Annotated in this window: 19 protein-coding genes and 1 riboswitch; of the genes, 1 reads left to right on the top strand and 18 read right to left on the bottom strand. The window is 39.1% G+C overall.

All coding sequences use genetic code 11. From position 1 onward, the window contains the following. Position 1 precedes the first annotated feature (1 nt). The 15 genes from AC0VYH_RS13530 to AC0VYH_RS13600 form a co-directional block, all read right to left on the bottom strand. Positions 2–562: a PadR family transcriptional regulator gene (locus AC0VYH_RS13530; RefSeq protein ID WP_430246090.1), complete on the bottom strand. Its 561-nt coding sequence runs from the start codon at positions 560–562 to the stop codon at positions 2–4. Between the two features lie 246 nt (positions 563–808). Then, positions 809–5,095: a S8 family serine peptidase gene (locus tag AC0VYH_RS13535; RefSeq protein ID WP_475367691.1), complete on the bottom strand. Its 4,287-nt coding sequence runs from the start codon at positions 5,093–5,095 to the stop codon at positions 809–811. Between the two features lie 732 nt (positions 5,096–5,827). Continuing rightward, complete coding sequence (locus AC0VYH_RS13540; protein ID WP_475367692.1) at positions 5,828–6,916, bottom strand: FAD-dependent oxidoreductase; 1,089 nt, start codon at positions 6,914–6,916, stop codon at positions 5,828–5,830. A gap of 20 nt (positions 6,917–6,936) precedes the next feature. Continuing rightward, positions 6,937–8,364, bottom strand: coding sequence for a dihydrolipoyl dehydrogenase family protein (locus AC0VYH_RS13545; RefSeq protein WP_475367693.1), 1,428 nt, complete (start codon positions 8,362–8,364; stop codon positions 6,937–6,939). A 14-nt stretch (positions 8,365–8,378) separates the two neighbouring features. Further along, a complete protein-coding gene (locus AC0VYH_RS13550; protein ID WP_430246085.1) occupies positions 8,379–8,960 on the bottom strand; it encodes a CDP-alcohol phosphatidyltransferase family protein in 582 nt (193 codons plus the stop codon). A 13-nt stretch (positions 8,961–8,973) separates the two neighbouring features. Then, positions 8,974–9,630: a TVP38/TMEM64 family protein gene (locus tag AC0VYH_RS13555; RefSeq protein WP_194222017.1), complete on the bottom strand. Its 657-nt coding sequence runs from the start codon at positions 9,628–9,630 to the stop codon at positions 8,974–8,976. Beyond that, complete coding sequence (locus AC0VYH_RS13560) at positions 9,627–10,613, bottom strand: ABC transporter ATP-binding protein (RefSeq protein ID WP_430246083.1); 987 nt, start codon at positions 10,611–10,613, stop codon at positions 9,627–9,629. Before AC0VYH_RS13560 ends, AC0VYH_RS13555 begins: the two co-directional genes overlap by 4 nt. 13 nt (positions 10,614–10,626) lie before the next feature. Continuing rightward, complete coding sequence (locus AC0VYH_RS13565; protein ID WP_303530844.1) at positions 10,627–11,445, bottom strand: ABC transporter permease; 819 nt, start codon at positions 11,443–11,445, stop codon at positions 10,627–10,629. Then, positions 11,442–12,326: an ABC transporter permease gene (locus AC0VYH_RS13570; protein WP_430246081.1), complete on the bottom strand. Its 885-nt coding sequence runs from the start codon at positions 12,324–12,326 to the stop codon at positions 11,442–11,444. The genes AC0VYH_RS13565 and AC0VYH_RS13570 overlap by 4 nt, the downstream gene beginning before the upstream one ends. Next, a complete protein-coding gene (locus AC0VYH_RS13575) occupies positions 12,295–13,533 on the bottom strand; it encodes an ABC transporter substrate-binding protein (protein ID WP_430246079.1) in 1,239 nt (412 codons plus the stop codon). Before AC0VYH_RS13575 ends, AC0VYH_RS13570 begins: the two co-directional genes overlap by 32 nt. Before the next feature lie 277 nt (positions 13,534–13,810). After that, positions 13,811–15,160, bottom strand: a complete 1,350-nt coding sequence (locus AC0VYH_RS13580) for a copper amine oxidase (RefSeq protein WP_475369066.1) — start codon at positions 15,158–15,160, stop codon at positions 13,811–13,813. Between the two features lie 296 nt (positions 15,161–15,456). Then, positions 15,457–16,119 carry a sulfite oxidase-like oxidoreductase gene (locus AC0VYH_RS13585; protein ID WP_430246213.1) on the bottom strand — a complete coding sequence of 221 codons (663 nt, stop codon included), beginning with the start codon at positions 16,117–16,119 and terminating at the stop codon, positions 15,457–15,459. 85 nt (positions 16,120–16,204) lie between these two features. Then, positions 16,205–16,303, bottom strand: a riboswitch (SAM riboswitch). Positions 16,304–16,363: 60 nt separating this feature from the next. Further along, the gene (locus tag AC0VYH_RS13590) at positions 16,364–16,828 is read right to left on the bottom strand and encodes a GNAT family N-acetyltransferase (protein WP_475372624.1); all 465 of its coding nucleotides are present in this window, start codon (positions 16,826–16,828) and stop codon (positions 16,364–16,366) included. A 196-nt stretch (positions 16,829–17,024) separates the two neighbouring features. Then, on the bottom strand, positions 17,025–17,456 hold the full coding sequence (locus AC0VYH_RS13595; RefSeq protein ID WP_194222332.1) for a GNAT family N-acetyltransferase: 432 nt from the start codon (positions 17,454–17,456) through the stop codon (positions 17,025–17,027). 97 nt (positions 17,457–17,553) lie between these two features. Next, positions 17,554–18,117 carry a GNAT family N-acetyltransferase gene (locus AC0VYH_RS13600; protein ID WP_475372625.1) on the bottom strand — a complete coding sequence of 188 codons (564 nt, stop codon included), beginning with the start codon at positions 18,115–18,117 and terminating at the stop codon, positions 17,554–17,556. A gap of 122 nt (positions 18,118–18,239) precedes the next feature. On the opposite strand from AC0VYH_RS13600, the gene AC0VYH_RS13605 reads away from it, so the two are divergent. Next, the gene (locus AC0VYH_RS13605; RefSeq protein ID WP_475372626.1) at positions 18,240–18,758 is read left to right on the top strand and encodes a LysE family translocator; all 519 of its coding nucleotides are present in this window, start codon (positions 18,240–18,242) and stop codon (positions 18,756–18,758) included. Between the two features lie 59 nt (positions 18,759–18,817). Here AC0VYH_RS13605 and AC0VYH_RS13610 read toward each other — a convergent pair whose 3' ends face one another. From AC0VYH_RS13610 to AC0VYH_RS13620, 3 genes are all read right to left on the bottom strand, one after another. Beyond that, a complete protein-coding gene (locus AC0VYH_RS13610; RefSeq protein WP_430246066.1) occupies positions 18,818–19,594 on the bottom strand; it encodes a 3-hydroxybutyrate dehydrogenase in 777 nt (258 codons plus the stop codon). A 239-nt stretch (positions 19,595–19,833) separates the two neighbouring features. Then, on the bottom strand, positions 19,834–22,023 hold the full coding sequence (locus AC0VYH_RS13615; protein WP_430246064.1) for an FUSC family protein: 2,190 nt from the start codon (positions 22,021–22,023) through the stop codon (positions 19,834–19,836). Positions 22,024–22,239: 216 nt separating this feature from the next. Further along, positions 22,240–23,769 (bottom strand): glycine betaine uptake BCCT transporter, encoded by a 1,530-nt coding sequence (locus AC0VYH_RS13620; RefSeq protein ID WP_475372627.1) that lies wholly within the window; start codon positions 23,767–23,769, stop codon positions 22,240–22,242. Positions 23,770–23,907 lie beyond the last annotated feature (138 nt).

Below are 23,907 nucleotides of genomic sequence, written 5' to 3' on the forward strand. Positions count from 1 at the left end.
GTTATCTCTCCTCTCCACTATCTTCTATAATAACGTCTATAAACTCAATAGCCCAGTCACACCACTCAATCCAGGTTTTCATCTGACGCCTACCGTATTCAAGCGTAAGGTATTCCCCCAGACGATCTTTCTCTATTCTATGATCAACTGCATTTACTTCTTTCCAGCTGTTCATATGATCAAGCACCATTTGGTGATGCTCTTTACTCTCTTTTAGGAATTGGATCGCTTCTTCTTTTGGAATAAGATGAAATAAAGAAACACGCATCAATTGTTCGTTTTTCATTTTTGGTGGGTCTACAGTATGATGAGCAAGCCATTCAATGAGAAGACGGTATCCTTTATCTTCAATAGAATAGATCTTTTTATCTGGAAGATCTAACTGCGGAACAATTTCAAAGCTTACTAGCTTCTCTTTCTCCATCTTTCCAAGTTCACGATAAATTTGTGTATGATGCGCAGACCAAAAATGGATCATCGTTTCTCTAAATTGTTGTGTTAGTTCATATCCGGTTGATGGTTTCTTTGTGAGTAATCCAAGAAGAGCATATCGTAAAGCCATATCATCATTTCCTTTTCAGCAATTTGCTTCTTCTCCATTATAAACGTCTTTACAATATCTTTGCACATTTGAAGTTGCAAATCCACATTTGACAATTAATTTGAATTTTATTTTATCAGAAATGACAAGAAAAACCACCGCCGATCATATGCTTATACATTGCTTAAGATGAAATCTGATAAAATACCGGACAAATCAAAAAAGCAGGCTGTCTATTTAGACTGCCTGCTTTTTCAATGGTTTAAACTATTCTTTCGTATTGATATTTAGTAATCCTTCCGCTGTTTTTCGTGTCTCGTTGCCAAAAGAATCTTTCACTTTCACTTCGATCTCAGCACCTTCAGCCACCACATTCGAAGTAGCTGTCCAGTAACCGACATAATGCCCTTCTGATACTTCCATCATTGGAAATTCAGTCATACTTGAAGGCATCATCGTTGGATTCACTAGCGGCATACGAATTGAGAAAGTAGCCTTTATTCCTGGAGAGCTATCGAATTCAATTTTCACTGATTCTCCCGCTTGAAGATCTTTATTTTGATCTGGTTTTAATTGATTAATGACCAATTCTTCTTGCTGGGAATAAACTTTGATCGACTTTTTCGTTTTATTTCCTGCTTTGTCTTTCGCCACTACTTTTATAATGTTCTCACCTTGCTCGAGAAGCATCCGATGTGAAAATGCACCATTTTCTACTTTCGCTTTCGTTCCGTTAACTTTTACCCAAGCAAGATTATCATCATGAACGTCACCTTTAACTGTTACGGATCCTTTATTTGTTTTCCAGTCATCTTTAGGAGATGTGATCGTTAATTCCGGTTTTGTTTGATCTAAAGTAACCATAACAGTATCAGATTCTTCCGTCATCCCACGATCAGTCGATGCACGAGCTGTTAACTGATTTTCACCATTGCTCAATTGGATTTCTGTTGTAAAATCACCTTCTTCATTAGAAGTTGTAACAGCTTCTTCTTCGCCATTTTTCATAACATGAACGTCTGTCATTGGTGCCGTTTCACCGTCAACTTCAATGCTATTCTTGTTTGTATACGAACCGTCTTTTGGAGATGTAATCATTGGTGCTGTTAGTTCATAATCCACGACTGCACGGATCATATAGTTCCCTTCTTCTTCAGGAGCCTTCGACCATGCGCCGCTAACATATTGAAAGCTTCGGTCGACATATTCTCCGTCTTCATCTGTTGCAAGACCCGGAGCATTTGGATTGGCATCCGCTTGAATATAAGTGAGATAAAAATCACCTTCTACGATCACTCCTTGATCAGACAGATCAACCATCGTCCATTCGCCATTTCGAAGAGCAGTCGCGTCAATTGGACCAGCGAGTTTCTTACCTGGTGCTCCATCCGGACCTGATGCATCATGAATTTCGACTTTAAAATTTGTGCCGCCTGGATTTGGCCATTCCGTATTCCAGAATCTAAATAACCCTCCAGTCACAAGCGCACGTTCTTGACCTTCTGCTAGCGACATTTTCACAGCCCAACCGTTCCCAGCATCATAGAACGCTCTTGCGTTTTCAGCAGTACCATCGTCATACCCGATTTCCCCTGCATATCCGATGAATGGGGAAAGATCAGCATTCTGTACAACGGTCTCGTTCGCTTCCACAGTGACGTTAAATGTATCGCTATAGTAACCGGCCGCAAGAACTTTTAACGTATACTCCCCTTCATAACCTGTTAATGAATAATGTCCTTCTTCATCCGTTTGCACGGGTGCTATAGCAGCATCTTCTACTAATAAAACAGTTGCATCTTGGATTGGCTCTCCTGTTTCACTATTCGTGACTGTTCCTTCGATTTCTCCCTCTGGTATCGCTTCTAATGTGAAGTCAGCTTCTGTCACTTCATCATCTACGATCGTCACTTCCTGAGTCTCTGACTGGTAGCCATATGCTTCTGCAACAGCTGTATAGTCCCCTGCTGCATGAGTCATGGAATAGCTTCCATCTTCCAAGTTCGTTGTTGCAGAGCGCCCTGTCTCAAGAATAGACACTTCTGCTTGAAGCGGCAGAGCTTGAGGTGTAGGTGATGGTTTCTCTTTAACTGGATTTGCAACAAGCGGTGAAGGTTTTAACTTGTCAGGATTAACTTTTTCTTTCGCTTTGGCACTAGCAGATTTTTCTTCAGGCTGAACAGAAACTTTCGCGCTCTTTTTCTTAGCGGCGACTTCCATCGGCTCTGCTGATAAACTTACATCGTCAATATACCAGCCCTGCTTCATCACGCTACCATCCGTCTCGACGTGGAAAGCTAAATAAATCCGCTGATTTTCATAGGCTGATAGATCAACCTCTTCACTCACCCATTCATCAGAAAGATTATTATACTCCGCAAGAGCTTCCCAATTTTCCTGATCGGTTGAAACGAAGAGATGACCATAATCATAGTTTCTTTCTAGTTCATACCATTGATTGAATTGAAGATAAGCTTCACCTTCTGGTAAATCGATAGGAGGCATCATCAGCGTCATGTTAGCACTGTTGTCATAAGCTCCATCAAGGTTGGTTCCATAAACCTTTTCTCCAGAGTAAGCTTCAGGACCAACCGTTGGCGTCCCCCGCTCCCATGAATTATTTTCTCCCCAGCTCATCCATCCAGCTGGCTCTGATTCAAAGTCCGTTTCGTATCCTGTTGAGATACCAGGGATAATTTCTACCTGATATTCGTCCGTTGTGACAACATGTCCACCATAGTCTTCGATTTTAAACCTGTAACTAACGGAAGGTTCACTGACGGCGTCACCTGGGATAATAGCTTGATAGGATCCAGAAAGATAGTTCCCATCAATTCTTGTTGCTTCAGTTGACGTCCACTCTCCGTTATGATCATATTCAAGCTCTACACTCGTTACGCTCACATTATCTGTCGCTGTGACGGTAAGAGGAAATTCCATCTGAGCATAAGCTTCTGCAGGAGCATCGTGTTGATACGTGGGCTCTTCTTCATCGCTTCCTTCTTTCATCACATCACCCTCTAATGTACCGAGCCCACTCATAACAGAAGAAACAGCGTCAAATGCATTCACTAATCCATAACCGTAACCATTATTCGGAGAATCTGGGAATTCATCGTCTGTAAGTGGTGTGACGGTGTTTAAAAAGATGTCTTCTATATCATCAACCGTCAACGATGGATCTGCTTGACGAAGGAGAGCAGCGATCGCTGATACGTGTGGCCCAGCCATCGACGTACCATTCCACCCTCCTTCATAGCTACTCCCTGGTACCGCAGAACGGATATTAACTCCAGGAGCTGAAACGTCAGGTTTTATTTCATCATATGGGGATGGTCCCTGTAGAGAGAAACTTCCAAGAGCATCATTGATATCTGTAGCTCCCGTAGCAAATGACTCAGGATAATTTGCTGGTGTTGCGATTGACTCCGGACCTCCGGGATTAAATAGTGTTGTATTACCCGCAGAAAATTCTGGGAATATATCTGCATTTCGCCAATTTTGAACCATTGGGCGATACCATTCGTCAAGCCCAGGTCCGCCTCCCCAAGAATTGTTCACGACATCAGGAGCCTTCTCAGGGTGTGGATTGCCTTCTGCATCCTTAGGAGCAATAATCCATTCTCCTGCTTCAAGAAGATCGATATCTGTTCCACCGTCTTCGCTAAAAGCTTTTACCGCTATCCATTTTGCCCCAGGAGCGACGCCAATCTCATTCGAACCATCCGGTTCAGCGCCAACCATAGTTCCCATTGTATGAGTCCCATGTGCGAGATCATCATATGGGGCGGCTTCTCCGCTTACAGCGTCAAACCAGTTAAATTCATGATCTACTCCTTCAGAACTATATCCTCGATACTGTTCCATAAGAGCGGGATGATCCCACTGAACACCGGTATCAATGTTAGCGATCACCGTCCCTGCCCCATCAATTCCCATATCCCATACTTCAGGAGCACCTACTCGATCAATATTCCACTCAATTGAGTTCGTATCTGCAGTCGTTTTAGCCTTAGTTTTCGTTTTATCTGGAATTGGCTGAATCTGCCTGATCTCGTTAGGAAGTATTTTATCCACTTCAGGAAATGATGCTAGTTGGTTCATCACTTTTTTTGTTGCTGTTACTGCCATACCGTTTACGATGTAAAATGATTTTATGTCTTCTGCATTGCCTTTTTTCTCTTGTTGTTCTAAGTATGTGGACACAGAGTGTTGTGTTTCAATAGACGTAGCTCTTAACGCATTAACAACAGCTGATCGCTTAGTGATTTCAGCTTGAAAGGAAGTTAAGTTGTTTTTCTTAGCCTTTTCTTCAGCTTCTTTCGCAACCTTTGTCGTATCAGCTTGTTCTGCAAATTTAATCAAGAACGTTACTTTTTCGTTCTTCTCAAATGCTTTCGCTACCTTCTGATCAACGCGTTTCACTTCATCATTCATGGATACAGAAGAATCACTTTTCGCGTTCACTTGCATCGCTGGTTGTATGAAGCTCGTGATGAGGAGAATAAAACAAGCAAAAAGAGCTACGATTTTACGTTTGCTTCGTTTTCTCAAATTTCTTCCTCCCTAATTATTAGTTTTGTGTTTACACTCTGCCCTCCTTTTGTATTGCCGGGTTCACTTAATATGCTATACCAGGATTTGTCACAACCCAAACAAAAATGACGAAATTTTCAGAAAATGATTCAATTCTCTCAAAGTACTTTTAATATAAAAAAATGACGATTGTCCTGCTTCTGAATCATTTTGATGAGTAATATCGTTTTTTAATAGTCTTTAGGGGTTAAGGACTATAGAAGCATCGATTCTTACTCAAGTAATTTACTTATGACAAAGTCCCTAAAATTCGCTTTTATATCTTTCGGATGTCAGCATAAAGGAGGAGTTTGTTCAAATAGCCTTTTATCGAAATGCCAAAAAAATTGAAAAGGCACTCCAATTTGTCATTTTTCGCTAGCAATCGTTTCGTCAACCCCTCTTTTTTCAGCACAAATATCCGACAGAATTTGCTCACCTCCACTCATAAAGTCGCGGTCTTTATGTATGAATTAATGAAGATTATACCTATATTTTTTATCAACAAACTACATTAGCTTATACTTTTGATTCTCGATTTTTGGCTCATTCGAGTGCAATTTAATCACAGAGCGTACATGAGCCAAAAATCAGCAACGTTCATTAACATCCTTTTTCAATAAAAAAACTCTCTTTCTTAAAGAAAGAGAGTTTTTTATGAAGAAGACCTCTTAAAGTCCTATTGTAATACACCTCTAAGTGGGGCGTTACTCAAACATTCGTCTTGTATGTGGTCATAAACTTTTGATCTATTCTATTTTTTAATTTCCATGAGAGAGGATGGTGAAGAACTATTCTCCCATATAACAGTAATCCCTGTTTTTGACCAGTAGAAAGAATCGATAAGTATGCATTCTTAGGTTGGAAACGCCGTCCATTCGCATCATTCAGAAACCCCTTAATGTTTGCCCAAAGGATATCTGATTGTCGCACGGCTACTACACCGGCTTTAGGAAGGTCCGGATACTGGCGGATAGAAGCACAATCTCCTGCCGCAAAAATGGCCGGATACTCCTTCACTTGTAGTGTATCTTCTACAAGTAAATAACCCGCTTCATCAACTGGTAATTGAGAAGTTCGAAATATACCTGGAGCTTTTGGTCCAGTTAACCATAGCACTTCATCATAAGCAATTTGATTACCAGTTGTTGTGATAATCTGACTTGACGTTACATTTGCCACTTTTTCTTGCAAATAAAGTGGCAAGCTTTTACCTTGCATAATTTGCTTGATTTTTTCCTGCGCTTTAGCAGAAGTATTTTCTAACAATGGTGAATGAGAAATTAATGCCACCGGTTTTTTATCCTCAAGTTTTCTTTTTGCAGTGAGAGCTAAAGCCATTTCAACACCTGCAGCGCCACCACCTACAACGACAGGGGTTTCTGCCGCCTGCATTGCCTTCGCGACTTCCTCGATACGATAGTTAGGTTTGATGCGGAGAGCATGCTTTCTAGCGCCAGGTACTTCAATTCCGGCTGTTAATGAGCCGATATCTACGGAAAGAACATCATATGAGAGAATATCGCCCTTTTCCGTTAACACAACTTTTGCTTTAGCATCTATAGATAACGCTGCACCCTCCGTAAAATGAATGCCTGCCGCTTTTGCTAATGTTGGAATATGTATTCGCATATCTTCTTTGTTATATAGCCCTTCAAGATAGCCTGAGAACATTCCAGAATAATATTGATACTCCGATGGAGAAATGAGTGTCACCTCATGCTCTCCATTTTCTTCCTGAAGTTTCTTCATTATGTGAAGATGAGCATGTCCCGCTCCAATTAACAACAGTTTCTTCAACCTTCTCCTCCTTTAATTCTTTATCGAACCCATTTAATGTATTTTTCTGACACCTTCGGAAGCCAACCATCAAATAATTTTTCTCTCCAGAATAAATCAGCGGCTTGATTTAGGATAGCACCTTTCGTTGGGTATGGGTGAATAACTGTAGAAATGTCTCCGATTTTATGACCATGTTCTTTCGCAAAAACAATTTCTTGCATCCAGCTTCCAGCATCTTCACCAACAGCATGAGCACCTAGAATATGCCCTTTCATGTCTGTAATGACCTTTAAAAGTCCATTTTTTTTGCGCTCAGCTATAAATCGATCGACATCTTCCGTACCAACCTTGAAAACGCGAATTTGATCGCCATGTTTCTCTTTCGCTTCTTTCTCAGTCATTCCAAGGTGAAAGACCTCAGGATCTATATAGGTAACCCATGGAACGTTCTCATAGTTTACTTTTCTCTTTAATCCAAACACTGCGTTTTGTACAATAAGTTTCCCTTCCATACCAGCTCCATGTGTAAAAGGAAAGGCACCATTCACATCACCAATTGCATAGATGTGGGATTGGCTAGATTGTAATGATGCATTAACTTTAATAAATCCATTGTCCTCATCTACTGAGGCCGCTTCTAAATTCAATTTATCTGTATTAGGCTTTCTACCAGTTGAAAACATAATCATTTCTGATTGGATAGTTTTCTCTTCGCCATTTTCTATATACGCCACAACTTTATAACCGTTTTCCTCTTTAATCTCTTTTACTTCTGCTTTAAAAATAAATGAAAGTTCTTTCTCCAATTCCTTCGTAGCAATTGGAATAATATCATGATCTTCTTTTTTCAAAATGGTCTCAGAGGTTTCTAATATAGTTACATTTGAGCCGAATCTTGAGAGAGATTGAGCAAGCTCAAGTCCAACAGGACCGCCACCTATAAAAACGATGCTTTCAGGCAAATGGTCTAAATTGAAAATTGATTCATTCGTAATATAAGAAACATGTTCCACTCCGTCAATTGGGGGAACTTTCGGGCTTGATCCTGTGGAAATCACAATACGTTTCCCTTTGATGGGGTTCTTGCCATCAATGAGGACTGTATGACTATCTTTAAATGAACCTTTGCCTCGATAAATATCTACCCCTAATTTCTCAAAGCGCTCATCACTATCAATTTCTTGAATTTCACTAATCGCTTCTTTCACGCGATCTATAGCACGACTAAAGAGCACTTCACCGCTCACCGTAAGGCCAAATTCTTTTGCCCCCTTGTAGACAGCATGAACTTCTTTAGCAGCTGTAATAAAAGCCTTTGATGGGACACACCCATAATGAAGACAGTCACCACCTAAACCTGGCTGATCATCGATTAAGGCCACATTGGCTCCCATATTGGCTGCACCAGATGCAGCAGTCAGTCCACCAGAACCCCCGCCTATTACAATTAGATCATATTCTATCATTCGTCCCATCTCCTCTATCCTAATATCCTTTTGGCTTCTGCTAGTCTTTGAAAAGCAGTGAATAGTTCAATTGCTACAAACGCTAGTGTCAAGATAACTAAAAAATTGTGAAACAAAATCATTGCTGTAAAGAGAAGAAAACCTTCTGTTCTCTCCGCAGCTCCCGCTTGATAATAGAATGATTTGATGCCTTTTTTCTCTGACACAGCACCTACTGTAAGGAAGATCGTCATGGCAAAAATGATGGAAGTACTTAATAATAACAAGGCCCACATCGCTTCAGGAAACCGAAAAGCAAGCCCTAATATGACACTAATTTCAACAACGCGATCAAAACTCACATCCAATACGGTGCCAAAAGGAGATGGCTTTGTTTTACGTGCCATTGTTCCATCAACAGCATCAAGAAAACCAGAAGCCCATAATACGATAACCGCCCAAACGTAATAATCAAAATAAATAAATATCCCCGATGAAATGCCAATAATGAATGAAATAACCGTTACTTGATTAGCTGTAAGACCTAATCGAAGCAGCGATTCTGAGGTCCGATCCATTAGAGGCTGAACATATTTCCTTGCATGAGTGTCAAGCACGACAGCACCGTCCTTATTTCAGTTCTTCTTCAACAGAAGGTCCGAATGCTTTTCTGCGAATATATAGACTTACGATAAGTAATAGTAGTAATACGGCAGCAGCAATAATGACCGATGATAAATTATTTGATAAAAAACTTGCCCCCAGAAAATTCAATGCAATGGCACCTGGTAACATCCCCAGCAGCGTTGCTAAATAGTATTTCCTCCGATTCACATTAGAAACCCCACAAACATAGCTAACTAAATCAAAATGAAGAAAAGGAACGAGACGTAACAAGAGTACATAAAGAAAACCCTTTTCTGATAATCGTTTCTCAAGGTTTTCTCCCTTCCGCTTCCATGATTTCGGTAGAATGTTCATTCCTAATTTTCTTGCTAATGAAAAGAAAAGAAGAGCTCCTGTTGAACCACCTACCACCGCTAGAACTGTACCAAGTAGAGGCCCGAATACTAAACCACCACTGATCGAAATGATCGATGTAGGAAAGAGCACAAAGGGTCTACCAATACAAATAAGCAAGAAAATGAGCGGAGCATAAAAGCCGAATGATGAAATCCAACCACGAATGTGAGAGGGTCTAAAATCAAATACATATTGATTAAGTAAGTAAATAACAATGATAAGTGCCGTCAACGATAATCCTTTTAGAAGTGTTTTAACAGTCATTGGGCAAGACCCCATTGATCTTTGGGATATTCTTTCATGTCTTCCCTCTTAGCACTTAATAGAACTTCTTGACCCGCAACTAAACGACTGTCTGACATGACAAGAATACTTCCCTGTTCCCAGGATATACGATAGCATTCTATGTTGTTTTTTACTGTAACCGCGCTTACCTTTCCTGAAACAAAGGTACAATCCTGGTTACTTTCTTTATCTTGCACAGAAATGGCTTTTAATTTACTAAGCGGAATAAACCCTTCTTCTAGAGCTAATCCTTCTCCAATAATTTTAGCGCTCTCCATAGATGAAGGATTCGTGACAACATCATAAGGATGACCGATTTGGATGAATCTCCCCTCATACATAACAGCAAGCCTATCACCCATTTCGATAGCTTCGTCACGGTCGTGAGTAATAAACAGTGAAGTAATCCCTTCTTCTTTTAATAAATCCTTCACCTCACTACGAAGTGATTCTCGTAGTGCAGCATCAAGTGAGCTAAACGGCTCATCTAATAAAAGAAGATCTGGTTTCAGCACAAGCGCTCTTGCAAGTGATACTCTCTGCTTTTGACCACCTGATAATTCATGAGGAAAGGTATCTTTCCATTTAGACAGCTTTACTTTATTTAACATTTGTTCAGCTTGCCTAACGCGTTCGTTTTTTGATACTTTTTTTCTTTTCAAACCATAAGTTACGTTTTCTAGTACTGTTAAATGAGGAAATAATAATGAATCCTGAAACATCAAAACGACCGAACGATCTTCTGGTTTCAGCCTTACAATTGATTTTTCTCTTAAGTAAATGTCTCCTTCATTTAGTGCTTCCAAACCAGCAATACACCTGAGGAGTGTACTCTTACCGCATCCTGATGGTCCTACTACTGTAAAATGCTCACCTTCTTCTAAATGAAACGAAAGGTTCTGCAAGATGGATGTATTTGAAAATTTCTTATGAAGGTTTCTGCATTGCAATAGCTGGTTCAAAACAATCTTCCTTTCAAACGCGATTAACAGCTCGAATAACCAGCCTCAACATAACTTCCACCAGGCCAATAAATAGAAGGGGTAGCAAAGCAAAAAGTATTGAAAATCCTGCAATAACTGCTTCATTCGAACTTGAAAAATAGGGATAATATAATAATGGGAGGGTGATCACTGTACCTCCCCCAATAATTGCTGTAAGCGCATATTGTCCTAAAGATATAACAAAAGTTAATAACATTAAGCTTCGAATACTTGGAAGTAATAAAGGTAGGGCTACTGTCAAAAAGCGCGTCAACGGACCGGCTCCTAGTACAGCAGCCTGCTCATTTAGACTACTTCCCATTCTCTCATAGCCTGCCCTCATGACACGAATGGCATAAGGTAGCGTAGGAATCAAATGAACAATGACAACGCCTATCATCTTATCTGCTAAGCCAAATTGTATCATCGTAAATTGAAGCCCCATTGCGAGTAAAATGCCAGGTATTAAAATAGGGGATAGCAATAGTCCCTCAATAATGGATTTTCCTTTAAACGTATAGTGAGAAAGAGCCCTGGCCGCTGGTATCGCGAGCAAAATATTTAATATTACAACTAGAAGAGCAATCTTGAACGTTGTAACAATTGATTCGATTAATGAAGGATCTTTCATAATGCTACGCCACGCATCCAAACTTAGTTCGTTTGGAAATAACGCAGGCCACCTCCACCCTTCGGAGACGCTTTTCATTCCTATTGTTACAAAAGGTAGGATGAATAAAATAATAAACAAAACAAACACGAAACTAGTTGCTAACTCTCTTTTCCCTAAACGCTTCAAAAATAACCTCATCTGTTTCTCCCCTTTATCATTCTAAGCCTATGTTTTTGCACAGCTCCGATTGAAAAGGTCGCAAGAAGAAGGGCGAGCACTCCTGGAAGAAGCATAGCAGAAAATGCAAGTGGTCGCTTGCTCCAATCCCCATCATAAAACCATTCGTACGCTCTAACTGGTAACATTTCTGGTCGTGTGACACCTAATAAATATGGGATTTCAAACGCAGAAGCAACAAATGCTAATAAGATTACTGCTGTTTCGATGAGAATCGGGAGTATCCAGGGTAGTTCAACGGTTTTAAAAACATCCCACTTACTTCCACCTAGCGTTCGAACGACTTCAGAATAGCGATGATCGATCTCATAATAAACAGGCAACAGCATGAGAATTACAAAAGGAACTTCCTTCCAGACATATGTTAAAATGATCCCCAACCCAAATTTCTCTTGAACAAGAACTAGAAAATTCCCTCGACTCTCTAATACTCCAATTTGATAAAGTAGAGAAGAGAACAGTCCACTTTGCGAGAAAAACAAAAATACTAAATAACCTGCAACAAAATGAGGAATTAACATCGGTATCCATACAAGTATCTTCAACGTTGAATCTTTAAATAACTCATATAACATTCTAGTCATTACTAATCCTATCACTAACGATAGTAAGGTGGACAGGACGGCAACTCGAAACGTTAATTTAAGGGAATGAAAAAAAGCATGATTACTAAAAAGTTCCGCGTATGTTGCAATAGTCCATTCCCCATCTATTGTTTGAAAACTTTGAGCTACCGCTGACCACATTCCATGCCCTACAAGTAGCAATGTAACCGCAATCGCAGGTAATAAATATAAACGTAATTTCCACTTATTGCTCAATAACCCGATTCGCCCATTCATTATTAATCCACTCCGTGTAACCTGTATCTAAGTCTGGTAGCTTATATTCATTTAAAACCTCTGTGGAAAGTACGCTTTCTCCCCGGTCAAGGTTACCAATAATCTTCTGATCCTCTTCACTCAATTTATCGAAATTTAATACCGTACCTTCCCCCCACATTGTAGGATCCATTTTAGCTATTTGAGCTTCTGGCGATTCAAGAAAATCAATAACTGTCATAGCTCCCTCTGGATTCGGACTATTAAATGGAATACTGAGATAGTGTGTATTTGAAACCGATCCAGGATCTTTTAGAACAAATGACTTCGTGCTTTCAGGAAACGTCCCATTTTCAATTAAACTTTCTGCTCTTGCTTCGTTAAAGCCCATAGTCATTAGGATTTCCCCCTGACTATAAAGCGTATCAAGTTTAGTCAATGATTCAGGATAAGTTTCACCATTACGCCAAAGATCAGACTTTATATCATCAAGATAGTTCCACACGTATTCTTCGGAATCTTTAATAATTTCTTTGTTAAATTCCTTTGCCAGAAGACCCGACTCTTCGCCTGAACCTTTTATGAGTAGGTGCTTCACGAACGTATTACCAGTAAAATCCGAAACGTTAGGATACGTAAACTTCCCAGGATTATCGTGAATCCACTGCTTTAACTCCTCAAGTGTACTTGGAGGTGTATCGATCTTGCTCGAATCGTAATGAAAAACATATTGAACATTTCCCCACGGAGCTTCTAATCCATCAATTTCCGTCCCTTGATCATATTCAGCATTCTGATCCTTTGATCCAATGTATTCTTGAAAATGAGGCAGCTTCTTTGAGAAAGAACCTAGTAATAAATCAGCATTCTTAGCATTTTTGAAGTTTGCGCCATTGATCCATATGACATCAATTGTACCTTTGTTTTTATTTGCTTTTTTCTCTGTTAAAAGTTTTTGCATAAATTCTTCGGTATTCATCGGCTGACGATTAAGCGTAATATCATACTCCTCTTTTAATCTTGGTGCTGCCCATTCATCAATGTACTGATTAATGCCTTCATCTCCTCCCCACATAAAGAGATTTACCTCTGTTCCATTAGAAGAGGATACGATTTCATCCCACTCCTTTGATAACACCTCTGTTTTACCAGTTTCATTGGTTTCACTATTCCCACATGCAACAATAAAAAGTAGCGTTGCGAAAATAAATGTAAACTTTCGCTTCATCTAATTTCCCCCTCATATAAACTATCCTAGCAACTGAAAGACATATTTGACGAACTTGATTGTGTTTCATAGTCAGGCATCATCTATTTTCCCATTATCAGTATACCTTTTTTATAAACATGATGCTGTAACGCTCCTTACATCTCAAACTTTATTAAAACCATTTCCTATAGCGTAAGTACGACAAGTTCATTGTCCTTTTCACGAAGAAAAGCAATAGCCACTTTGGCTATTGCTTTTCTAGCGGGTATGTTAGGCTACCCTATCATCTATTCCCTTAGCTTTTCTGCATTTTTCTACGAACAATTACGCCACTTGCAGCCATAGTTGCAAGAATGGCTGCAACAATCCATTCGATTGGCATTTGCTGTTCAGCTGTACCACCCATACCTGTTTTAGGCATACCAGTTGGCATAGCTTCCATAGCGAATTTGTCCGGGAATTGGTTTACGAAAGCACCAGAAAGTCCCTTTGCCGGCTTATACATATGAGCATAAGCTTCACGAACCGAATCATAAGCTGCATCGTAGTCTTCCGTAGTGTAGCTATCAAACGCAGATATTAATTGATTCACATGCATTTGTAAACCTTCAGATAATGGTCCCGCTTCTAATCTACCTTCAGTTGCTGTTTCAAGAAAACTTGAGAAGTCTGCACGATAGTCTTCCAGCGCTTTTAGTGCTTTTTCTTGAGCAGCTTCATCTTCAGCTCCTGTCGCTTGAACATATTCTACAAAGTTACCGATATGTCCAGACCACATTTCTTTAAATTGATTTCCTGCTTCTTCACCATATACAGAAGTTATCGCAGCAGCTAGATCATCCGTATTCTCGCTTAGTGCAGCTGCAGATGCATCAAAGTCTTCTGATCCGTCGATTCCGTTCTGCATTGTCATCATTGCAAGACCAGCATGTTCAGATAATAAATGACCTAATGTTGCACGAAGATCAGATGCTGGTGTTACGGCTTTTGTGTTCTCGAACTTGTCTGGGAACTGATCAGTAATGGCACCAGAGAATCCTTTAGCCACCATTTGCATGTGAGCAATCGCTTCACGTTCTTTCTCGTAAGCCATCTCATAATCACCTGCTACATAGCTATCAAATGAACCAATCAACTGATTAATGTGAGCTTGAAGTCCTTCAGACAATGTTTCAGCTTGAAGTCGTTCTCCTGTTGCATTTTCCAAGAAATTAGAGAAATCTTCTTTATAACCATCTAAGCTATCTAAAGCTTTTTGTTTTGCATCTTCATCTTCATTACCTGTTGCTTTCACATAGTCAACGAAGAAACCGATATGATTGCTCCAAATTTCATTAAATTCAGCTCCTGCTTCTTCACCATAAACGGATGTAATCGCAGCTGTAAGGTCTTCCGTGTTTTCACTTAAGGCACCAGCAGAAGCTTCAAAATCTGCAGAACCTTCAGCTCCTTTTCTCATTGTTTCTACTGCAAGATAAGCATGCTCACTTAGTAAATGGCCAAGATCAGCACGAAGATCAGCACCTGGTGTTTCTACTGTAGGCTTGTCCATTTGCTGGTCGTGGTCAGAGGCAAATGCTCCAGCAGTTGGTATTAAAAGTGAAAAGCTAAGCGGAACAATTAATAGTCCCTTTTTCCAATCGATCACTTTCTTTTTCATATTCTTGTTCGTATTCATTTTCAAATCCACTCCCCTTAATTTTGATTTACACTTAGCTAACGGAGGGAAGATCCATTTAGATCATTCTTTTTTAAAATTCTTCTCTTTTTTAATTACCAGAGAATAAAAAGTCAGCAAAACCCACACATACTAAGGTTCTGCTGACTTTCAAGTTTAAACTATTTTTTTATAGATATGATGATATTTAGAATGTGATAATAAACTACCTTTTCCTCAATCAATTCTATATGTGTTAATCACGCCCGCTTTTTTAAGAAAAATTAATCAAACTCTTTTTTCTCCCATTCATCTTCCGGTAGTCCCAAATCCTCTCCAGAAAACCTTTCTTCTTTAAATGGATCGGCATGGTTATGAAATCCGTTTTGTTCCCAAAAACCAGGTTTGTCTTCATTGATAAATTCTATACCTCTGATCCATTTAATACTTTTCCAGAAGTAAAGATGCGGTACAACTAACCTGAGAGGCCATCCGTGTTTTGCCGTTAATTTCTCTCCATCGACTGAGTGGGCAAGAATAACATTATCTCTCATTAAGTCAGTGAGGTGAATATTCGTTGTATAGTTATAGTCACCATGTAGCATAACATGGTTCGTTTTCGGTACTATCCCATATGCGTTCATAAAATCCTTAATCAAAACCCCTTCAAAAGTATTATCAAACCTAGACCACCTTGTGACACAGTGAATATCACACTTTACTTTCTTCTGTGGTAAGGCAAGTATGTCGCTATAGGAAATGATCACTTCCTTATCAATTTCTCCAAATACACTTAGGTTCCATGTCGACATCTCATACACAGGTACATCACCTTCATGTAGAATAGGGAACCTTTCTGTAAGTACTTGCCCCGGTGGCAGACGATCACCATACTTTTCACTTGCATCTGGAACTTTCATTTTGCGAATACGGTCAGCTTTTTTCAAATTCTTCACAACCCGTCTCTCATTTATTGAATCGTCTAAAAAAAACTCTTCCTAACTAATAAGGAAGAGTTCGCTTCAGAGCTCTTCCTTATCTCTCAGAGCATAGACTCTGCTGGATTTGGCACCTTGTCTATCAGGTTGCCGGGCATCAAAGGGCCAGTCCCTCCGCCTCTCTCAATAAGGAAATTAAAAATCTAATTTTGATTCATTCTATCGGTCTATTTAGTATTTTGCAATTATTGTTTTAAACGAGGTTTTTCTTCATTTCAACAAATTGAAATGCTCCCCCATTGGTTTGTTGCATAAACAGATGAGTGATTTGAAATCCAGCCCTTTGATACACTTTTATGGCTCGTTTATTAAATTCAGCTACTGCCATTCCAAAGGAAGTTGGACGATACAATTCAACTGCTTTTTGAAGGCCAGCCTCTAAAAAAGAAAAGCCTTCTCCTTTTCCAACATTATCGGGACACATTCCTAGGCCAATTTCTATATGGTTGTCTTCATGCACATGAAAACTAAAAAAACCAATAAGATGATCCCTATGGTAGACGCTCCAATAATTTTCATTGCTGGCTGCATCTTCCCGGAACTCTTTTAGATCTTCAAGATCCTCGTCCATATTATAAAATGAGTATAGCCCATCATAGTTCCACGAGATAATTCGCTCGACTTCTTCTTGACTTATTAACTTAAATTGATATACCAATACTCTCCCTCATTTCTGTGTGATTGAAAAGGAAAAGCCCCATGCTGGGAAATGCATGGGGCTCACACTTTATATTTTAAGGGGGGCAGGAACCGGGGAAGTCCCTGCAAAAATAGTGTAGCAAGTTCCAAGGGCATGATGATTGATTATGAGTTGTTTTTCACATTCTTTTAATAAATGAAAAGAAGCTGGACAACTATTTATAAACCATGATCGTTTGAAGTTCTCGAAATCCAATGTCTTTATAAATGTATTTCGCGAAGTTAGAGGAATACACATTCAAACGAATTTCCTCATATCCCTGTTCTTTGAAGTTTTCAATACTCGCTTGAACGAGCTGCTTAGAATACCCTTTCCCACGAAACTTTGGAAAAACAAATACATCATAAATGAACCCATGCTTGCTTTCTGTAAAATAATCCGTGTTTTCTCCAAGTAATACCCAGCCAGCAATTTCCCCTTCGTCGCGATAAATGAGGTGGTAACCACCTCGATCAAGAATGGATGATACAATTTCAAGTGCTTTCTCTTCTTTTACGATACCGGGATTTGTCGTTCCTTCATTAACAGATTGAATGGAATTCGACAAAATAAAATCTCTTTCTTCTATCGTCGCTCGTTCGATCACATAGTTTCCCTCCATCATCAAAATCATTCATTACTCGTTTATTCTTGATGCAAGAACCTTATTCCTCCCATAAGTAAGATGCATATTCTTACCAAATTTATTTTTTTGTTAAAGCATAGACGCATGTATCAGTTAGTTTACTGCCATCAATTGAGACATGGTCGTTTCGTAAAATAGCCTCAAGTTGAAACGATTGTTTCTCGGCAATTCGCCGACTTCGCCAATTTGTCGCATTACAACGAATTTCTAGCCTTCTAGCGTTTAGCTCTGAAAAGGCGTAATCTACAATGCCTTGGACCGCTTCAGACATATAGCCTTGACCAGCGTATCTAGAATCAATCCAATAACCGATTTCAAATTTACGAACGTTCCAATCTATTCGATGTAACCCTGAGGAACCGATAAAATCACCCGTCTGTTTATGGAAGAGTAATAGTCGAAGATCCTCCCGCTTTAAAAACGCTACGTGAGATTCGCGGATATTCGCTTCAACATCTTCTTCCGTTTGATCTATATGTGCGAAAGGCATCCAGGATTTAAGCTCTTCTAACGAGGCATCAATTGATTGATGAACCGAAGCACCATCCCCAGGTAGTGGAGAACGTATATGTAAACGGTCAGTGCTAAATTTATTTGGTATATCAAGTAAAATGGGTTCCATGGAACTATTCCTCCAACAACACTAAAAGATGTCAGAATTATATCATTAATGAGAAACCTGTCAAGTTATTGGTCTTTTCCGGCCAATGTCCCGCTACCATCTAATTGAAATCGAGAGACGAATTGACGGATCACTTCACGAGGATATGGTTTTCTTGCCCTCTCTTCAGGACTACTTGTACATATTGCTGCTACCTTAGGAATTTCTGCCGTCCTTTATCAATCCTCTCTCGCCTTTTCGATTGTTACCGCGGGGCAGCTTACTTACTTTTCATGGCATATGAAGCTTTTAAAGATAGCGGATCCGCAGCTAAACCCCTAAGTCAACCTAGCAGACCTTATTTTTCTTTATATCGAAAAGGGATTGTTATGAATATTTTAAATCCAAAAGTCTCTTTATTCTTTCTCGCCCTTCTTCCACAGTTTGTAAACCAGCAGGCGAATTCATCCGCTCTTCAAATGTTAATTTTAGAAGGGGTTTTCATTCTACAAGCCTTTCTTATCTTTAGTGCAATAAGCTTTTTTGCAGGAAAAATCGCATTCTATGTCGTAGAAAATCATGCCCTAGCTAGAAAATTCAATCTTGCAAAAGCTTTATTGCTTGCTTTAATTGGTCTTCAAATAGCCTTTAGCGATCAATAAAAAAGCAGCGCTTCTCATTAGAAAGCGCTGCTTTAATATTTTTTTAGTAAAATCTAAATTTACTGAGCTGTATAGCCACCATCAATTAGTAGGGCTTGACCTGTAATGCTCTTCGCTGCATCACTTGCGATAAACATTGAGTAATCAGCTATCTCTTTCACTTCAAGAAGTCTTCTTTGTGGTACAAGTGGATAGATTACTTCTTCTAGTACCTTTTCTAGCTCTACTCCGCGTTCTTTCGCTAGATCTTCCATCTGTCCTCTTACGAGTGGTGTATCAACATATCCTGGTGCCATGGCATTTACTGTAATACCGTGTTCCGCACCTTCAAGTGCAGAAACTTTTGTAAGGCCGATGACCCCATGCTTGGCACTATTGTAAGCCGCTTTCCCTGCGAAACCGATGACACCATTGATAGATGCCATGTTAATAATTCGCCCAAATCCTTGTTTCTTCATGATTGGAAATACATGCTTTGTTGCTATGAAAGGAGCTGTAAGCATAATATCCTGCATCATACGAAACTTCTCAGTTGGGAAGTTTTCTAATGCAGATACGTGCTGAAGTCCCGCATTATTTATTAACACGTCTAAGCGACCGTATTCTTCTACAGTACGGTCAATTGCTTGTTTAATTTCATCTTCATTAGTCACGTCTGCTTTAATACCAATAGCGTTATAACCTTTATCTCTTAGTTTCTGAGCAGCTTCTTCTGTTCCTTCTTCATTTATGTCAGATAGAACAACTTTTGCTCCATTCTCTGCGAACGTTTCACCAATTTCAAAACCAATACCTCTAGCTGCGCCTGTAATAAATACAGTCTTGTTGTTAACCATGAATATTTCCTCCTATTGTCAATCCTAAATTAAAATTATACTGTCACACCTCTCTATTCCCGCTCTACCTTTTAATAAACTAATCATTTTTGATTTATTTTCATAGCTCCCACTTCAAGTCACTTCATTAAGGATTAGTTAGCCTATATTTAGATGTATTGATTTCTGGTTTATTCGAATGAAAGCTTAGTTTCAATCGCCCCATCAACATTTTGCTCAACAAAAAATAACCCGGTGCGTTACTGCTCCAGGTTACGATTTGTATTAAAATGATCAGATGCTTCTTTATTCTTTATTGAGCCAAGTTCCTTCCCTAATATCAATAGTGACTGGTTAATTCTCCATATATAATAGAGGTCATTTACAAACTTTTTCAAATTTACATCTGCATATTCAACTTTTTCTGAAAGACCTTCAATATGCTCTCTTTCTTTATTTAAACTATACATCGTTAACCCTGTTTCACCTTTTAATAGTTTAAGTAATGTATGGACATTATGTTTAATCACTTCATTAACCTCGAAAAGTGTGTTCTCTGATCCTTCTATGATAGTTGAACGGTTATTTCGATTTGTCGAAGCCAATAGATGTTTAGCAAAATAATTAATCGCTGTTAGTACAGTTAACCAGCGTTCAATCCCTGATCGGGCAAGAATAGCAGGTCGATTACGAAGCGGCCTCGCATCTTCAACGATTTTTCGCATTTGTTCATCAATACCAAACGCCTGATTTGTAAAATTAAAATTCTTTTCAGTATGTGAAAAGGATTCAAGATAATCCGACACATACTCATTTAATTTATTAAGAAAATCTTCCGCAGTATCTGCAACCTTTTCACGTGTAGTTTTAGGATAGATCACTGCTGCCGCTAGAAAGCCAATGAATGCTCCTGCTAACGTATCAAACACGCGAGCTATTAGAATCTGTTCTGTAATCCCACCTAGGATAAAATCGTACATAATTGCGATTAGCATTGTCATCCAAAACATCATCATCGCATACGAAATGGATAGCAAATAAAACGCCATAAAGATACAGCAAAATAATGCAATTAACTCTAAGACAAGCCTTCCTTCAAGAAGATGCGCCAGGCCAAAACCTGCAACCGCGCCGAAAATAGTTCCCAGTGACCGTTGAAAAGCTTTTTGTAACGTCATTCCAACGGTATCCGTTCCTAAAAGTACTACAAATGCAGAGAGGAGAACCCAGTACTGGTGAGTAGGTGAAAGAAAATAACCTAAGAAAATAGCCACTGCGCCTGCTACGATAGCTTGGAGCGCCTTCTTTGTAGCTGCTCTTGGTTGATTTGATTTTTCACTTTCTTGAACATTTTCTTTCTTTACTTCTTCTGGATCGTCTAATCGAACTTGTTCTTCAATATTTGCCATCCGTCTAGCTCCGAGTTCGTTTGAACTTTCAATAAGATGATTGGCAATCGACTCTATTCTCCTAATTAACCATAACCAATCTTTATTTTGATGATTAGATATTCGTAATTCGATCAGCTGATTTTTTAATTCTTTGATAACGGTCTGTGTTTGCTTTAAGTTTCCAACGATATCGTGGCTTCGTAACACCTCAGCGTCTCTAATGGATTCAACGACTTTATATAGCAATTTTCTCACTTCATTATGTTCAAGTGCATGAAGTTCTTTCATTCTTTTAACTGCTGGGTAAAGTGTTTCAATTAACATTTCTGCATCAAAGACGTACATTCTAAGTTGCTCAGCGTCTATACCACTCCAGACTTCTCCTGGATCAGTCGTTGTTAATTGGCTTGAAATAACCTGTGCATACTCATTAAGTTTTCTTACATCTCGCTTTAATAACAAGGCTCTATAGCGATTCGGAGTCGGATCTGCAATGGCATCAAGTACGAGATCTAGCGTTAGATTTGTTTGAATATGAAACGACTTCATACTTCGACTGAGCTGTCTTTTAGGACGATTTCTGAACAGAATAAAGTGATAAAGATACGAGTATGCTCCCCCGACAACAATTCCGAGGATAAAACCGAGCAAATCGGATGGTTGAAGTTTCAATAAGGTTGAAAAATAGATTGATAAAAAAGCAATCATAAATAGTCCAAAATATCGAAAACCATAATGTTGTAAGTAGTAAGCAAAAAAGATCACAAGTAAAAACAAACCATCCGTAACAAATGGAATAGAACTAAGCAATGTTCGAAGTGTTAGCCAAATTATACTAGAAATAACTAACAAAAGGGCAGTGATTTTTTTCTTTTTATCTGTGTCATCATTCACAAGCAATAATGATAAAAGACTTACCACCCCAGCAAGAATAGCTGGGGTAAATGATATTCCAAGTACTGTGGTCAACCACAGCATTGTCATGACGGAAGAAAAAACGCTAATCGTTATTCTTGCTGCTTGATGTAACCTAGTCCTGCCGGGGTCTGTAGCAGCCAAACGAGACCACCAGCTTTGTATGATTGTTTTCTCGTTTTTAGTCCACATACATTAATAATAGCGAAATTTGATTCATTCTGCCAACATTGCGTATTCCATCCCTGCTTTTATTTGATCGGAAGTTAATGTTAGACCGCTCATATTGCTTATCTTCTTTTCCTCGGTATCTAGCTCTATTTAAAAAACCTTTGGAGAATGTTCTCCAAAGGTTTTATTTTAAACCGTTTTTAGATCTTTTTTGGACTTGGCTTTCTTATCCGTACTACGTTGCTTTCTTGGTACTTCTTCATTAAATGATTTAATCATTCCCCAGCACGTAAATAACAGAATAATTGTAAGTGGGAAAGCACTAACGATTATAGCCGTCTGCATACTTTCAAGTCCACCCGTAATCATTAGAACGATTGCTGATGCTGATAACAAAAATCCCCAGGTGAATTTCACATAGTTCGGAGGATTCAAACTTCCATTTGTTGTTTGCATTCCAAGCACAAATGTAGCTGAATCAGCAGATGTAATAAAGAATGTAGAGATTAACAATAGTGTAACGATAGTTAAAATACCACCGAGCGGAAGTTGTTCGTATAAGAAAAATAACCCCGTCTCAAGGCTTTGACCTGCTATATCTGTTCCTTGAGTAAAATCAAAGAAAATACCAGATCCTCCAAATACGCCAAACCAAAAGGCACAAACGACTGTTGGTACAACTGTTACGGCTATCATAAACTCTCTAATCGTTCTTCCTTTCGAGACCCTTGCAATAAATGTCCCAACAAAAGGAGACCAGGCAATCCACCATGCCCAATAAAAGATTGTCCAATCTTGAATCCACGTTTCACTTTCTGCATTCATTGGAGCAAGTCTCATGCCCATAGCAAATATATTTTGAACGTATTCTCCGAAAGTAGTGACAAATAAATCTAACACAAATTTTGTTGGTCCGAGAATGACAAACATGATAAGCAATAATACAGCAAGCGCCATATTAGCATTACTTAAATACCTTATCCCCCTCTTTATTCCTGTTCCTGCTGAAACAGTAAAAAGAACAGTGATAATCGCAATAATAATTAATTGAATTGTGAAATTATTAGGTATGTTTGTTAAATAACTTAAACCACCGTTAATTTGTTGAGCCCCAAGCCCTAGAGAAGCGGCAACGCCAAATATTGTCGCAAATACTGCAATAATATCTACTGTAATCCCGATAGGGCCTTTCACTTTATCTCCTAATAGTGGATAAAGCGTTGCGCTCATTAATCCCGGCGCCCCTTTTCTAAATTTATAATAAGCTAGCGCTAAAGCGATGGTTGCGTATATAGCCCATGCATGGAATCCCCAATGTAAATATGTATATCGAAGGGAAAGGTGCGCGGCTTCAACCGTTCCTCCTTCACCATATGGCGGGGTAGAAAAGTGGGACATTGGTTCTGATACACCAAAGAACAATAGCCCTATTCCCATCCCGGCGCTAAAGAGCATAGCAAACCAGGTGAGCCTGCTATATTCAGGCTTATCTGTATCCTTTCCTAGCTTGATATGCCCAAACCGACTAAAAATCAAATAAATTGCAAATATTAAAAAGAAAGTTGCGGCAAGCTGATAAAACCAACCAAATTGATCTAAGAAGAAATTTTGGGATACCGTCATAACCTGATTAAGGTTATCTGGCATCAGCACCCCCCAACCAACGAAGACAATCGCAATAGCGATTCCTATCCAAAAAACGTTAGTAACTTTGTTCATTCTCTCCACTCCTACATTTATTATGTGGACCTCAAAAATATTTTAAAATAATAACCACATCGTTACTAATCATAAGCAAAACCGAACTTATTTTCAAATTTTTATAAGAATTTAGTATAATATACCCCATACTCCTTT

This window comes from Anaerobacillus sp. QJM3NY_32 (genome assembly GCF_056173645.1).